15 protein-coding genes are annotated in these 14,823 nt (G+C 65.0%); 11 read left to right on the top strand and 4 right to left on the bottom strand.

The window, feature by feature from the left end; genetic code table 11:
- The 6 genes from G3N93_RS20165 to G3N93_RS20140 form a co-directional block, all read left to right on the top strand.
- Positions 1-502: acetyl-CoA C-acyltransferase (locus tag G3N93_RS20165; protein ID WP_206133789.1), on the top strand; the 502-nt coding region annotated here is incomplete at its 5' end.
- A 135-nt stretch (positions 503-637) separates the two neighbouring features.
- Positions 638-1,378 carry a 3-ketoacyl-ACP reductase gene (locus G3N93_RS20160; RefSeq protein ID WP_011352240.1) on the top strand — a complete coding sequence of 247 codons (741 nt, stop codon included), beginning with the start codon at positions 638-640 and terminating at the stop codon, positions 1,376-1,378.
- A gap of 119 nt (positions 1,379-1,497) precedes the next feature.
- The gene (gene phaR / locus G3N93_RS20155; protein WP_006485265.1) at positions 1,498-2,064 is read left to right on the top strand and encodes a polyhydroxyalkanoate synthesis repressor PhaR; all 567 of its coding nucleotides are present in this window, start codon (positions 1,498-1,500) and stop codon (positions 2,062-2,064) included.
- 488 nt (positions 2,065-2,552) lie between these two features.
- Entirely contained in the window at positions 2,553-3,326 is a 774-nt protein-coding gene (locus G3N93_RS20150; protein WP_254603301.1) for a lysozyme inhibitor LprI family protein, read from the top strand.
- 212 nt (positions 3,327-3,538) lie between these two features.
- On the top strand, positions 3,539-4,579 hold the full coding sequence (locus tag G3N93_RS20145; RefSeq protein WP_206133788.1) for an FAD-binding oxidoreductase: 1,041 nt from the start codon (positions 3,539-3,541) through the stop codon (positions 4,577-4,579).
- Positions 4,580-4,723: 144 nt separating this feature from the next.
- On the top strand, positions 4,724-5,257 hold the full coding sequence (locus G3N93_RS20140; protein WP_206133787.1) for a dihydrofolate reductase family protein: 534 nt from the start codon (positions 4,724-4,726) through the stop codon (positions 5,255-5,257).
- 83 nt (positions 5,258-5,340) lie between these two features.
- Here the strand turns inward: G3N93_RS20140 and G3N93_RS20135 are convergent, their stop codons facing one another.
- Both G3N93_RS20135 and G3N93_RS20130 read right to left on the bottom strand, forming a co-directional pair.
- Complete coding sequence (locus G3N93_RS20135) at positions 5,341-5,595, bottom strand: hypothetical protein (protein ID WP_011352235.1); 255 nt, start codon at positions 5,593-5,595, stop codon at positions 5,341-5,343.
- A 547-nt stretch (positions 5,596-6,142) separates the two neighbouring features.
- A complete protein-coding gene (locus tag G3N93_RS20130) occupies positions 6,143-7,195 on the bottom strand; it encodes a hypothetical protein (protein WP_241026618.1) in 1,053 nt (350 codons plus the stop codon).
- A 408-nt stretch (positions 7,196-7,603) separates the two neighbouring features.
- Between G3N93_RS20130 and rimO the strand changes: the two genes are divergently transcribed.
- From rimO to G3N93_RS20105, 5 genes are all read left to right on the top strand, one after another.
- On the top strand, positions 7,604-8,965 hold the full coding sequence (gene rimO / locus G3N93_RS20125; protein ID WP_011352232.1) for a 30S ribosomal protein S12 methylthiotransferase RimO: 1,362 nt from the start codon (positions 7,604-7,606) through the stop codon (positions 8,963-8,965).
- Positions 8,966-8,968: 3 nt separating this feature from the next.
- Entirely contained in the window at positions 8,969-9,895 is a 927-nt protein-coding gene (locus G3N93_RS20120) for a sugar kinase (RefSeq protein ID WP_206133786.1), read from the top strand.
- A 69-nt stretch (positions 9,896-9,964) separates the two neighbouring features.
- Positions 9,965-11,155, top strand: coding sequence for a beta-ketothiolase BktB (bktB, locus tag G3N93_RS20115; protein WP_174986104.1), 1,191 nt, complete (start codon positions 9,965-9,967; stop codon positions 11,153-11,155).
- A gap of 18 nt (positions 11,156-11,173) precedes the next feature.
- Positions 11,174-11,716 (top strand): hypothetical protein, encoded by a 543-nt coding sequence (locus G3N93_RS20110; RefSeq protein ID WP_206133785.1) that lies wholly within the window; start codon positions 11,174-11,176, stop codon positions 11,714-11,716.
- Positions 11,717-11,829: 113 nt separating this feature from the next.
- Positions 11,830-13,011 (top strand): cystathionine beta-lyase, encoded by a 1,182-nt coding sequence (locus G3N93_RS20105; protein WP_174946439.1) that lies wholly within the window; start codon positions 11,830-11,832, stop codon positions 13,009-13,011.
- An 87-nt stretch (positions 13,012-13,098) separates the two neighbouring features.
- Here G3N93_RS20105 and serB read toward each other — a convergent pair whose 3' ends face one another.
- Both serB and G3N93_RS20095 read right to left on the bottom strand, forming a co-directional pair.
- Positions 13,099-13,944, bottom strand: a complete 846-nt coding sequence (gene serB, locus G3N93_RS20100; RefSeq protein ID WP_174930843.1) for a phosphoserine phosphatase SerB — start codon at positions 13,942-13,944, stop codon at positions 13,099-13,101.
- A 166-nt stretch (positions 13,945-14,110) separates the two neighbouring features.
- Positions 14,111-14,823, bottom strand: a 713-nt coding sequence (locus tag G3N93_RS20095) for a substrate binding domain-containing protein (RefSeq protein ID WP_206133784.1), incomplete at its 5' end; no start/stop codon positions are given.

The raw sequence follows: 14,823 nt of genomic DNA, 5'->3' as shown, positions 1-14,823 counted from the left end.
ATCGCTGTCCGGGCTGAAGCCGGCGTTCTCGAAGGACGGCTCGGTGACGGCGGCGAACGCGTCGGGGCTGAACGACGGCGCGGCGGCGGTGCTGGTGATGTCGGCGCAGAAGGCGGCGGCACTCGGCCTGACGCCACTGGCGCGGATCAAGGCGTACGCGAACGCGGGCGTGGATCCGAGCGTGATGGGCATGGGCCCGGTGCCGGCCTCGCGTCGGTGCCTGGAGCGCGCGGGCTGGACGCCGGGCGACCTGGACCTGATGGAGATCAACGAAGCGTTCGCGGCGCAGGCGCTGGCGGTGCACAAGCAGATGGGCTGGGACACGTCGAAGGTGAACGTGAACGGCGGGGCGATCGCGATCGGCCACCCGATCGGCGCGTCGGGCTGCCGGATCCTGGTGACGCTGCTGCACGAGATGGCCAAGCGCGATGCGAAGCGCGGGCTGGCGTCGCTGTGCATCGGCGGCGGGATGGGCGTTGCACTCGCGGTCGAGCGTCCGTAACCGGACGACCACAACCGGCCGTTCGCGACCAGCGAACCGAATCCGTGTGCCGGCCGATTGCGGCTTCGGCCGGCGTCACGTGAAGTCAGAGGGGGCCTCCGGCAGCTCTCGAAACCAAAAAATGGAGTGAGATTTATGTCTCAGCGAATTGCGTACGTAACGGGCGGGATGGGCGGCATCGGCACCAGCATCTGCCAGCGCCTGTTGAAAGACGGCTTCAAGGTGGTCGCAGGTTGCGGCCCGAACTCGCCGCGCCGTGTGAAATGGCTCGAGGACCAGAAGGCGCTCGGGTACGATTTCATCGCGTCGGAAGGCAACGTCGGCGACTGGGACTCGACCAAGGAAGCGTTCGACAAGGTCAAGGCTGAAGTCGGCGAGATCGACGTGCTGGTCAACAATGCGGGCATCACGCGCGACGTCGTGTTCCGCAAGATGACGCACGAAGACTGGACCGCCGTGATCGACACCAACCTGACGAGCCTGTTCAACGTGACGAAGCAGGTGATCGACGGCATGGTCGAACGCGGCTGGGGCCGGATCGTCAACATTTCGTCGGTGAACGGCCAGAAGGGGCAGTTCGGCCAGACCAACTATTCGACCGCGAAGGCCGGCATCCACGGCTTCACGATGTCGCTCGCACAGGAAGTCGCGACGAAGGGCGTGACGGTCAACACCGTGTCGCCGGGCTACATCGGCACCGACATGGTGAAGGCGATTCGCCCGGACGTGCTCGAGAAGATCGTCGCGACGATCCCGGTGCGCCGTCTTGGCGGGCCGGAGGAAATCGGTTCGATCGTCGCGTGGCTTGCGTCGAACGATTCCGGTTTCGCGACGGGCGCCGACTTCTCGCTGAACGGCGGCCTGCACATGGGCTGAGCGTCCGCGCTGCGCGGGCCGGGTGGCCGCGCAGCCGGGCGTTTTCCGAAGGCCCCCGCCTCCCGGATTCGGGCGGCGGGGATTCGTCACTTCCGCTACGCTGCACTCAAAGGCGTTACATGACTACTACAAAGAAGACGGCCGAACGGCTCATCAAGAAGTACCCGAACCGTCGGCTCTACGATACCGAGACAAGCACGTACATTACGCTGACCGACGTGAAGCAGCTCGTGCTGGAGCAGGAGGACTTCAAGGTCGTCGATGCGAAATCCAACGAAGACCTGACGCGCAGCATCCTCCTGCAGATCATCCTCGAAGAGGAAAGCGGCGGCGTGCCGATGTTCTCGTCGTCGATGCTGTCGCAGATCATCCGTTTCTACGGGCATGCGATGCAGGGCATGATGGGCACGTACCTGGAAAAGAACATCCAGGCGTTCATCGACATCCAGAACAAGCTCGCGGATCAGTCGAAGAACCTGTACGAAGGCAATGCGATGAATCCGGAAGTCTGGTCGCAGTTCATGAACATGCAGGCGCCGATGATGCAGGGGATGATGACCAGCTACATCGAGCAGTCGAAGAACATGTTCGTGCAGATGCAGGAGCAGATGCAGAACCAGGCGAAGTCGATGTTCAGCACGTTCCCGTTCAAGCAACCGGGCGCGTCGGAGCCGGAAAAGAAGTAACGGTTTCGCGGCGGGCCGACCGCGGCGGGCAACCCGTCGGGCGTCGGTGCCGCGAAGCAACGCGGTGCGGGTCGGCCGATCGTGCATTCGGGCGCGACGATGTGTGGCCGCCGCCTGCCGGACCCTCTCGCCGACGGTCGTTCATGACCGTCGGCACCGAATGCGCGTGCCGGGCTCGGGCGCGCATGATCGTCGTCCAGTCGATCGAGATCCAGTCACCTGCGAAGGAACACCGGGGCGTGCCGCGCCTGATGGTGCGCGTTCGTGCAGGCACGCGTACCATGAGCGGCGCTGCGCGGTGTGGCGTGGAAGCTGCCTTCGGCGGAATACGACACCGGCGCCCGGGCACGACAGGCCGTGATGGGTGATGCCGCATCGAGGCAGTGCGACCAAGAAAAAACCGACTGAGAGAAAGCATGCGTGGGATTCGAATGGCATCGGCCGGCCGGCTGGCTGGTTTTGCTTCGATGGTCTTGATGGGCGTTGGCGTGGCGGGTCCTGCCTTTGCGATGGATTGCGCGAAAGCCGTGCAGCCGATCGAGAAGCGCATCTGTGCGAGCTCCGTGCTGCGCGCAGCCGACACACGGATGAATTCGGCGTACACGGGTGCACTGAAGGCCGCACCGGACACGGCTATCCGCGACATGCTGGTGCGCAGCCAGCGCCGCTGGATCGACGCGCGCAACAACCGTCTCGCCGCCGATTACGAAGGCCGTCCGCTCGCCGTCGACGAAGTGCGCAAGGCAATCGATCGACGCACCGCCGTGCTGGCCGATCAATCGAACAAAGGGTTGATCGCGCGGGCGCAGGCCGAGCGTCAGTGGCTCGCGAAATACACGGGCGGCCCGCTCACCGGTTTCGATGCAAACTGCGACTTCATTCCCGACGATGCGACCGGCGCGCACGTTTCCTATGCGTGTTTCGGCGCGGTCCATGTGCAGCATCGTGCGCGGGTCTGCAGCCAGAGCGAGGACTGGGCGACCGGTGCGGTTTATCAATACCGGTCGGTGAGCACGGCCGACGGCGGGAAGGTGCGGCCCGTGGCGTTCTGCGAAGCGCAGGCGCATGGGAGTGCGTGCGACAACGGCGGAAAGCAATCGGCGTGGATGCGTGCGGGGACGTCCGGTGACGATAACCGCGCATCGGCGCCGGTTGCCGGGTTGCCGCAACTCGATGCGGAAATGTGGCCGATCGGCGATGGCGACGATGCTTTGTGGTTCGATCGGTGCCTGAAGGCGTCGGTGTTTCCGGACATGCGGTGAAGTGCCGTGTCCAGCGTTTCATCAAGGCCCGCCTCGGTGGGCTTTTTGTTTCGTCGGCACACCTCAAGTGCCTTGGATGTCGATCGATTGATCGTGTCGATGCCGGACGCGAGAGGGCGAGACGATTGGCGGTAATGGGCGGCAGGCAACCGCACAGCGGTGAAGCGGGGCGGACGGTATAGTCGGAATCCCGCAACTTCCGAATGTGACTCATGGGAAACAACTCGCTGCGCGTCGTCGTGATCGGCGGTGGCATTATCGGTGCATCCACCGCATGGCATCTTGCGCGCTCGGGCGCACAGGTCACGCTGCTGGAACAGCAGGCGGTACCCGCCGGCGGCGCGACTCACTGGTCGTTCGGCTGGGTGGGTACCGGCAGCGCGCTTCCATCGGAAAACCCGTCCGGGTTCTCGCGCACGCTCGGAGCGCTCCCGGAGTTCGCGAGGCTCGAGCGTGAACTGGGCTCGTTGCCGGTGACGACGCGCGGGGCACTCGTCTGGCTGGACTCGGATGCGCAGACCGCTGCCCTGATCGACGAGCAGCGTGCGGCGGGCGTGCGAATGGAAGCGTTGGGGCGTCGAGAGGTGGCCCGGATGGAGCCGCGTCTTGCCCGGCTTCCCGAGTTGATCGCGTGGGCGCCGGACGATTTCGTGGTCGAGCCGATCGACCTGACGCATCGGTTGCTGGCCGGTGCACAAGCGGCCGGCGCGGAGATCCGGTGCGGTTGCGCGGTCGAAGCGGTCGAAACGCGCAATGGGCACGCTGTCGGTGTGCATGCCGCGCACGGGCATGTGCCGGCGGATGTGGTCGTCCTGGCGAACGCTGCTTCTGCGGTTGCGCTCGCCGCGGGCCTGAGTGTGTCGTTGCCGGTTCGCGAGAAGCCGGCCGTGTTGATGCGTTTTGGCGCCGAGCCGGGTCTCATCAGCCATTTGCTCTACGGGCAGGATCTTGAAGTGCGGATCGGCCCATCGGGCAGCCTGCTGTCAGCCGCGGATCCTCCGGAAGAGGGCGACAGCGGGCTTGCCGCGCTTGCTGCGCGTACGGCCTCGGACATTTCGGCGCTGTTTGCCGAGCCGCCGACCCTTACGCTGCTCGCCGCGAAATCGGCGCTTAGGCCGATGACGAACGACGGGGTGCCGATCAACGGATTTTTGCCGGGTGTTGCAGGGGTTTATGCCGTTGTCGCGCACCCCGGTGTGATCCTGGCGCCCCAGCTTGGACGATTGGCAGCAAACGCGATCACGAGTGCGTAATTCGACGCTGGGGAGCGGCGCGGCGGGCACACCGCATGCGAGCGAACGCCACGGCCTCAAACGAGGACGTCCTGTCGGCGTAGCGGCAGCGCGTGGCGATCGTGGCTATACTCATCATCCTTACATTTCCGAAAGGATTCCTGTATGCGCCCTCAAGTCAGCGTATTTCTCGCTCTCAGTCTCGATGGATTCATCGCCGGTGAAAGCGGTGATCTGTCATGGCTGGAGGCATTTTCGTCGGATTCGCCGGATGAAACCGGCTATACGTCGCTGATGAACGACATCGACGTGATCGTGATGGGGCGCAACACATACGATACGGTGATTGCGTTTGACCCGTGGCCCTATGCCGGCAAATGGATGGTGGTCATGACTCATCGGAAACTGGCTTCGCGCCATGGCGAAGAACCGTTCGACGGGGCGCTCACGACACTGCTTGGCCGGCTGGCGGAGGACGGCCATCGTCACGTCTACCTGGACGGCGGCATGACGGCGCGAGAGGGCATCTCGGCCGGCGTCGTCGACAGCATCACGCTCAGCTGGGTGCCGATCGTGCTCGGGCAGGGGATTCCGCTGTTCAGCAATGACCTGCCGCAAACGCTGCTGCGGCTCGACGATACGAAGCTATTGCCGAGCGGGTTAATGCAGGCCCGGTATGTGCCGGCCAGCCTGGATTGACGCGGGTTGTGATGTTGAATGCAGCGCCGGGAATGCGCTGCATGGTCATCGATTCGGGCCGGCGTCACGCGTCTCGTCGTCGGTCAGTGCGTCTGATCGAAATCCTGCTCGCCGTCCGGCGGAGGAAGGTCGAGCACGAGCTTGACCGCGCTGTAGTTGGCCTTGAGCGAAAACACGCGGCCGATCACGAAAAATGTCTGGCGCGAATTCTCGAGTTCGACGAAGTCGCCCGGTTGCGGTACGTGCGCGCCCTGGTCATACGAAAAGCTGGTGCTGGTCTGCTCGCCGATGGCTTCCGCTGCGTGCTCGGTGAATTCGATGGTGATGTGAGTGGTCATGCGAGCCCCGTTGGGTCGATTGAAGAGGGTAGAGGGTTCGATTTTCGCATAGCGGCTGGCGGTGCCGGTGCGATGCTTGCTGGCTGAGGGGCGTTGCCGAGACAGAGCGGCAACGCGGCTTCGCTCGACACGAACGGGCATGCCAAAGCCGGCGTAACGAGGCACCTGGAGCGCGACAGATAGTCGAGCTGGCGCAGCGGATGCCCAACAACCGCTCGTTTTGGGATAGCCGGATACCAAAGGGCCGCAAATCCACGCTTTCGCTACGACGCCCTCACACGCCGGATTTCCCCAATTCCCGAAGCACGGCTCCGTAGCCCCCGGGGGGCACGTTACTTGGCAAATATCGCTCCTACCCCGTATGGCTGTTTAAACACGCAGAGACTTGCCCACAGCCTGGTGGGTGGGCAGATAACGAGTTGCGTCGGCCGATAACCCGGCTGCAGTTATCGGCCGTATGCCTGCCGGACCATTCAATCAAGCGCGTTAGCCGACTGACAGCGATAAGAGAAGACTCTGCTCATTATCGCGCCGGCGATGGGCGGCATCATTCTTCTTTCATTGATGCATAAGGCACTGCCAGATCCGCTTGCCAGGTAACGCCATCGGACGTCGACGTGTAATAAATGCTCGAATCGGAGGCGTTTTGGTGCACCAGGTAAAGATTGTTGTTGAATACTGCCAGTGAAACCGGCGCGTTGGTTTGAGCAACGCCGTAGAGTAATTCGATCGGAAACCTCCAGTTAACGCCATCGGATGTCCACGTATAGTAGATATTGGTGTTGGCGTCGGGGGCGCCTTTATACGCCAGGTAAAGATTGCCCTTGAAGGCGGCCATTGCGACCGGCACGGTGGTCGAGACAACGTCGGGGCGAACGATATTTTCTTGTGCCCAGTTAACACCATCGGACGACGACGTATAGAAAACCAGCGAGTCGGATGCGCCTTTGTGTGCCAGGAACAGCTTGGTACCAAACGCGGCCAATGCGACGGCTTGGGCAGTCTTGGCAGCGCCGGTGAGGATGGGGGTGGGCGATGACGCCCACGTCGTGCCGTCGAAGTTCGTGATGGAAATATTGGTGCTGGATGCCTGTTTGAACGCCAGGTACAGCTTCGTCTTGAATGAGGCCAATGCGACCGGGTTATCGCTTCTGCAATTCGGAACTGCCTGATCACTCCCCCAGCTCGAACCGCTGGTCGAATCGTAATAGACCTGGGTGTCGGATCCCGAGCTCTTGTGAGCCGAATATAATTTTGTGCCGAATGCTGCTAACGCCAGGGCCTGATTGGTCGAGTCATAGGTGTTGATTGGAGCAGGGCGCGACCAGATCGAACCATTGTAAGTCTGGTATTGAATCTTGGTGCTTTTCTGGTCTTTATAGACCAGATATAGCTGGTTGTTGAGCGTAGCGATTGCAGGCCAATTCGTTGTCTGCGCAGTGGCAACGGAAACATCTTGGTCGTTTTCTTCTTCGACAAGGCGATTTTCGTCATTCATGATATGGCCCTCTGGATTATTAATGGAGGTTAGCTGGCCGGTATATTCAAACCGGCACGTGAAATTTGAAAATTCACGTGCAATAAAATTAGCCTTGCTCATGCGCCGAATCCATTACACTCGATTACGCGTTTGCGCGGTCCGGGCGTAGCGCGATTCCATGAACGGCAGACCCTCGATCGTTTCGACGCGCCAGGCGAAAGGCATGACGAAAACGGCGCCGAAGCGCCGTTGTTCTCGTGTAGAGGCTGGCTGCGACGACACGTGAAGATGCCCGCTGCTGATCGGCGCGCAGGAATACGCCACGTGCCTTGTCCGACGTACCGTTGGCGAGCGGCCAGCAGCCCTGACCCCGAAGAGAAACGGACGGATCACCCCATCCCCCGATCAGCCGCCGATCTGGCGCCGGTCCGATCAGGCGCGCCACGGCCGCTTTCCCCGTTTGTTTTGGCTCGTCGCCCCTAAATCGCTGTAAACTCACGCTTTTGCTGCCACGCCCCCACATTCCAGATGTCCCAATCCCCCAAAGTAGGGTTCGTATCCCTCGGGTGCCCGAAGGCGCTCGTCGACTCCGAACAGATCATCACGCAACTGCGCGCCGAAGGTTATGAAATCTCTGGCACCTACGACGGCGCCGACCTCGTCGTCGTGAACACCTGCGGCTTCATCGACGAAGCCGTGCAGGAAAGTCTCGACGCGATCGGCGAAGCGCTGACCGAGAACGGCAAGGTGATCGTCACCGGCTGTCTCGGCGCCAAGTCGAGCGCCAGCGGCTCGAACCTGATCGAGGAAGTCCACCCGAAGGTGCTCGCCGTCACCGGCCCGCATGCAGTGGGCGAAGTGATGCAGGCCGTGCATTCGCACCTGCCGAAGCCGCATGACCCGTTCACCGATCTCGTGCCCGCCGCCGGCATCAAGCTCACGCCGCGCCACTACGCATACCTGAAGATCTCCGAAGGCTGCAACCACCGCTGCACGTTCTGCATCATCCCGTCGATGCGCGGCGACCTCGTGTCGCGTCCAGTCGCCGAAGTGATGCTGGAAGCGGAGAACCTGTTCAAGTCGGGCGTGAAGGAACTGCTCGTGATCTCGCAGGACACGAGCGCGTACGGCGTCGACGTGAAGTACCGCACGGGCTTCTGGAACGGCAAGCCGATCAAGACGCGCATGACCGACCTGGTCGCCGCGCTCGGCGAACTCGCTGCGCAGTACGGCGCATGGGTGCGCCTGCATTACGTGTATCCGTATCCGAGCGTCGACGAAGTGATTCCGCTGATGGCCGAAGGCCCGTTCAAGGGCCACGTGCTGCCGTACCTCGACGTGCCGTTCCAGCACGCGCATCCGGAAGTGCTGAAGCGCATGAAGCGTCCGGCGAACGCCGAGAAGGTGCTCGAGCGTGTGCAGAAGTGGCGCGAGATCTGCCCGGACCTGACGATCCGCAGCACGTTCATCGCGGGCTTCCCGGGCGAGACGGAAGAACAGTTCGAAACGCTGCTCGACTTCATCCGCGAAGCGGAACTCGATCGCGTCGGCTGCTTCGCGTATTCGCCGGTCGAAGGCGCGACCGCGAACGAACTCGACGGCGCGCTGCCGGATGACGTACGCGAGGAACGCCGCGCACGCTTCATGGAAGTCGCCGAGGAAGTGTCGGCGAACCGCATCCAGCGCAAGGTCGGCAAGACCCTCAAGGTGCTGATCGACGAAGTCAGCGCGGAAGGCGGGATCGGCCGTACGGCGGCCGATGCGCCGGAGATCGACGGCGTCGTCTATGTCGAGCCGGCGGCGAAGGCATCGAAGCGCTACAAGGTCGGCGATTTCGTGTCCGTGAAGATCACGGGCGCCGACGGCCACGATCTGTGGGGCGAGGTGTAAGCGATGACCGCGGCATTTCCGGAGATCCTCGCGCTCGGCGAGGCGATGATCGAATTCAACCAGTCGCAGCCGGGCCGGCCTGAATTCCTGCAGGGCTTCGGCGGCGACACGTCGAACTTCTGCATCGCCGCGGCGCGCCAGGGCGCGTCGACGGGCTTCGTGTCGGCGATCGGCGACGATCCGTTCGGCCGTCTGCTGGCCGACATGTGGCGTACGGAGCAGGTCGACACGACGTACGTGCGGGTCGACCGCACCGCGCCGACCGGCGTGTATTTCGTCACGCACGGCGCCGACGGTCACCAGTTCGACTACCTGCGTGCAGGCTCGGCGGCGAGCCGCTATGCGGTGGGCGACCTGCCGCTCGACGCGCTGGCTGCCGCGAAGGCCGTGCACCTGTCGGGCATCAGCCTCGCGATCAGCACGGCTGCATGCGATGCCGCGTTCGCGGGAATCGACCATGCGCGCCGCCACGGCGCGAAGGTCAGCTTCGACACGAACCTGCGCCTGAAGCTGTGGCCGCTGCCGCGCGCCCGCGCGGTGATGCGCGAGGCATTGCGCCAGACGGACATCTGCCTGCCCAGCTGGGACGACGTGACGGCACTCACGGGCGCGAACGATCGCGACGCGATCGTCGACGCGATGCTCGAACACGGGCCGCAGGTCGTCGCGCTGAAGCTCGGCAAGGAAGGCGCTTACGTGGCGACCCCGAACGAGCGGCGTGTCGTGCCGGGCTTCACGGTCGAAGCCGTCGACGCGACGGGCGCGGGCGACTGCTTCGGCGGCGCCTTCGTCGCGCGGTTCGTCGCGGGCGACGACCCGTTCGCGGCGGCGCGTTACGCGAACGCCGCGGCGGCCCTGTCGACGACGGGCTACGGCGCGGTCGCGCCGATTCCGCACCGCGATGCGGTGGAGCGCCTGATGCAAGGCTGACGCGGCATGCGTACGCCGGCCACGGCACCGCACGAACGATTCATTCGATCAGCAGGATGAGGAGGCGACATGCAACGTGAAGTGGTGGTGGTGAGCGGCGTGCGTACCGCGATCGGCGATTTCGGCGGCAGCCTGAAGGATATTGCACCGACCGCGCTCGGCGCGCAGGTCGTGCGCGAGGTGCTGCAGCGTGCGCAGGTGTCGGGCGACGAGGTCGGCCATGTGGTGTTCGGCAACGTCGTGCACACGGAGCCGAAGGACATGTATCTCGCGCGCGTCGCCGCGATCGACGGCGGCGTCGCGCAACATGCGCCGGCGCTCACGGTCAACCGGCTGTGCGGCTCGGGGCTGCAGGCGATCGTGTCGGCCGCGCAGGGCGTGCTGCTCGGCGATGCGGACATCGCGATCGCGGGCGGCGCGGAGAACATGAGCCGCGCGCCGTATTCGATCCCGGCCGCCCGCTTCGGGCAGCGCATGGGTGACATGCGCGCAGTCGACATGATGGTCGGCGCGCTGAACGATCCGTTCCAGACGATCCACATGGGTGTGACGGCCGAGAACGTCGCGGCGAAGTACGGCATTTCACGCGACGCGCAGGATGCGCTCGCGCTCGAATCGCACCGCCGCGCGTCGCATGCGGCGAAGGCCGGCTACTTCAAGGACCAGATCCTGCCGGTCGAGCTGATCGGCTCGAAGAAGGGCACGCCGGTGGTGTTCGATCACGACGAGCACGTGCGCCACGATGCGAGCCTGGAGGATTTCTCGAAGCTGCGGCCCGTATTCGTGAAGGAGAACGGCACGGTGACGGCCGGCAACGCGTCGGGCATCAACGATGCGGCTGCGGCCGTGCTGCTGATGGCGCGCAGCGTTGCCGAGCAGCGCGGCGTGCAGCCGCTCGCGCGCCTCGTTGCGTATGCGCACGCGGGCGTCGATCCGGCCTACATGGGGATCGGCCCCGTGCCCGCCACGCAGAAAGTGCTCGCGCGTGCGGGGCTGACGGTTGCCGATCTCGACGTGATCGAGGCGAACGAGGCGTTCGCCGCGCAGGCATGCGCGGTGACGCAGGAACTGGGTCTCGACCCGGCAAAGGTGAATCCGAACGGGTCCGGTATTTCGCTCGGCCACCCGATCGGCGCGACGGGCGCACTGATCACCGTCAAGGCGCTGTACGAGCTGCAGCGCGTCGGCGGCCGATATGCGCTCGTGACGATGTGCATTGGCGGCGGGCAGGGCATCGCCGCGATTTTCGAGCGAATCTGAAGCAAGGAGCAACACAAGGTGGGTCGATATTCGCAATGGCAACGGGCGCTCGTCGTCGCGGGCGCGCTGGCGGCGGGCATGGCGATGCCGGGCGTGGTCGCGGCGCAGGCCGCCGCGCCGGGTGTGCAGCAGGATGAACCGGCAATGGCGCGGCCGCTGAAGCCGAATCCCGAGTTTGCCCGCCTGCCGCGCTACGAAGGCACGCTCGGCGACCGGCCGATCGTCGCGCATCTCGGCCCGAAGACGGACGAGGAAGGCGTGCACGGCGAATACCAGTTCGCCGATACGGGCGAGGTCGTGCTGCTCGCGGGCGATCGCGACGGCGACACGCTCGAGATCGAGGAATCGAACGACGGCACGAACATCACGGGCGTGTGGATCGGCCGCTTCGACGCGACGGGCGACCTGAAGGCCGACCGGATGAATTCGGACGAGTCGGATCCGCAGCCCGTCGTGTTGCGTCTCGCGCCGGGCAAGCGCGCGGCGCTGCAGGTGCGCGACGGCCGTGTGCAGGAAATCGAAACGGTGGGCGGCGTCGTCAACCTGCGGACCGACGACTGAACCCGCGCTGGCTCGGTGCGCGCGGCGCGCATTGTACCGGGCCAATTGCGCCGATTTTGGCTAATCTAGCTGCATATTCCGCAACCGAACGGCCTCGTGCCCGGCTTCCTGTCATGACTGCATCCACTCCCAAGCGCGCGCTGCAAACCCGCATCGTTCAACCCGACGACGTGATCCCGGAAGGGTTCCGTTCGTTCGTGCCGCCGGTCGCACGCGCGTCGACGGTCGTGTTCCCCGATCTCGCGACGATGCGTGCGCTCGTCTGGCACAACGACAACCAGTGGCGCTACGGCCTGCATGCGACGCCGACGTCGCTCGCGCTCGCGCAGCGGCTCGCCGAGATCGAGGGCGGCACGCATGCGCTGCTGCAGCCGTCGGGTCTCGCGGCCATCATGAACGTCTACTTCGGGATCGTGAAAGCCGGCGACGACGTGCTGATTCCGCACAACGTGTACGGGCCAAACGCCGATTTCGGCAACTGGCTCGCGAAGGATTTCGGCATCACCGCGCGCTTCTACGATCCGCTGATCGGCGCCGGCATTGCCGACCTGATCCAGCCGAACACGCAGCTGATCTGGATCGAGGCGCCGGGCTCGGTGACGATGGAAGTGCCGGACGTGCAGGCGATCACGGCAGCCGCGAAAGCGCGCGGCATCGTCACCGCAATCGACAACACGTTCTCGGCCGGGCTCGCGTTCAAGCCGTTCGATCATGGCGTCGACATCTCGGTGCAGGCGCTGACCAAGTACCAGTCGGGCGGCAGCGACGTGCTGATGGGCGCGACGATCACCGCGAACGCGGAACTGCACGCGAAGCTGAAGCTTGCGCGGATGCGCTGCGGCGTCGGCGTGTCGGTCGACGATTGCTCGCTCGTGCTGCGCAGCCTGCCGAGCATGCAGGTGCGTTTCGACGCGCACAGCAAGAGCGCGCTTGCGCTCGCGCAATGGCTGAAGGCGCGGCCGGAGATCGCGGCGGTCTTGCACCCGCAGATCGCCGATTGCCCGGGGCACGCGTCGTTCATGCGCGATTTCACCGGCGCGGGCGGGCTGTTCTCGGTGGTGTTCGACGAACGCTATAGTGCGGAGCAGGTCGACCGCTTCGTCGAGTCGCTCGAACTGTTCGCGATCGGCTGGAGTTGGGGCGGCGCATGCAGCCTCGCGATGCCTTACGACGTCGCGTCGATGCGTCCGGACTGGCCGCATCGCGGCACGCTGGTGCGTTTCTATGTCGGCCTGGAAGACGAAGCCGACCTGCGCGCGGACATCGAGCGCGCGATGCAGGACGTACTCGGCTGATCGTAGGCCGCGAAGGCCCCGCGGAAAAACAAAACGCCGGCGCGATGCTGCATCGCGCCGGCGTTTTTCATTCTGGATTCCGCAGGATCAGAACAGCCGCAGCAGCCCGTCGAGGCCGACGTGATCGAACGCGACCGTCGCCGCGTCGCGCACGACGGGCTTCGCGTGGTACGCGACCGACAGCCCGGCTTCGGCCATCATCTTCAGGTCGTTCGACCCGTCGCCCATCGCGATCGCACGGCGCGGCTCGAGGCCGAGCGACGCGCACGTCTCGCGCAGCAGACGCGCCTTCACGTCGGCGTTCACGATCTCGCCGAGCACCTTGCCGGTCAGCTTGCCGTCGACGATCTCGAGCGTGTTCGCATGCGCGTAGTCGAGGCCGAGGCGCGCCTTCAGACGCTCGGTGAAGAACGTGAAGCCACCCGACACGAGCAGCGTCTTCATGCCGGCAGCCTTCACGCCGGCGAGCATTTTCTCGGCGCCCGGCGTCAGTTGCAGCCGCTCCTCGTACACGCGTTCGAGCGCGTGCGCGTCGAGCCCGGCCAGCAGCGCGACGCGGCGCGTGAGGCTTTCGTTGAAGTCGCGGATCTCGCCGCGCATCGACGCTTCGGTGATCTCGGCGACCTGTGTTTTCAGCCCGCAGAAATCGGCGATCTCGTCGATGCATTCGATCGTGATCAGCGTCGAATCCATGTCCATCACGGCGAGCCCGAAATCGCCGAGCGAAAGGCCGGCCTCGACGAACGCGAAGTCGAGCGCGTGCGTGCCGCAGTACGCATCGATGTCGAGGCGTTGCGCCGGGTTCGCGTTGTCGATCCGCAGCGCGTGATCGTCGGTCTGCACGATGCGGGTGCCGCGCGACAGCGCGAGCAGCGGTTTGTGATGGGCGTCCGACAGCGGCGCAAGACTCTGGATGACGAGGTTGTGGGTCATGACGGGATGGTTGGGAAGCGAATGAAATGCGTATGCGGCCAACGGGCAGCCGCCTGCCGATGCGGACCCCGTCCGGCGTCGGGCCCTCGCGTGGCGAACGCGCCATTGTAGCCGGTTGGCCGCACGCGGCGGTCGGGGCGGATCGAAACCGTGCGCGGTGCTGTGGTCACTGCCCGTCCGCGCGATCCCAGTAAGGCGGATCGCCGAAATGCTCGGCCAGGAACGCGATGAAGGCGAGCGTCTTCAGCGGAACGTGCGCGCGGCTCGGGTAGACGGCCCAGATCGCGATGTCTTCCGCGAACGGATAGTCGTCGAGCACCGTGACGAGCGCGCCGCTCGCGAGCAGCGGACCGACGTCCCAGGTCGACTTGATCGCGATCCCGAAGCCGTCGACGAGCGCTTCGCGGATCGCCTCGCCGTTGCTCGCGACGAGCCGGCCGCCGACCCGCACCGTGAGCGGGCCTTGCGGCGTGGCGAACGACCAGTCGCGCTGGTCGCCGAGAATCACGCACTCGTGCTGCGCGAGGTCGGCCGGATGGCGCGGCGTGCCGTGTTCGGCGAGATACGCGGGCGAGCAGCACAGCACGCGGCGGTTCGTGGCGAGCTTGCGCGCGACGAGCGTCGAATCCTTCAGCGCGCCGAGGCGGATCGCGACGTCGTAGCCGTCGTCGACGAGGTCGACGATCTCGTCCGACAGCCGCAGGTCGAGCGACACGGACGGATAGCGGCGCAGGAACGCGGGAATCACCGGCGCGACATGCTGGCGACCGAACGACGACGACATCGACACCTTCAGCCGCCCGTACGGCTCGGTGCGGCCGTGGCCGACCGACGCGCGCGCGGCGTCGGCGGCCGACAGCAGCGTATCGGCGTGCACCG

The sequence above is a fragment of the Burkholderia sp. Se-20378 genome (assembly GCF_017104665.1).
Classification (GTDB): Bacteria; Pseudomonadota; Gammaproteobacteria; order Burkholderiales; family Burkholderiaceae; genus Burkholderia; species Burkholderia lata.
This window is presented reverse-complemented; position numbering and strand designations above follow the sequence as displayed.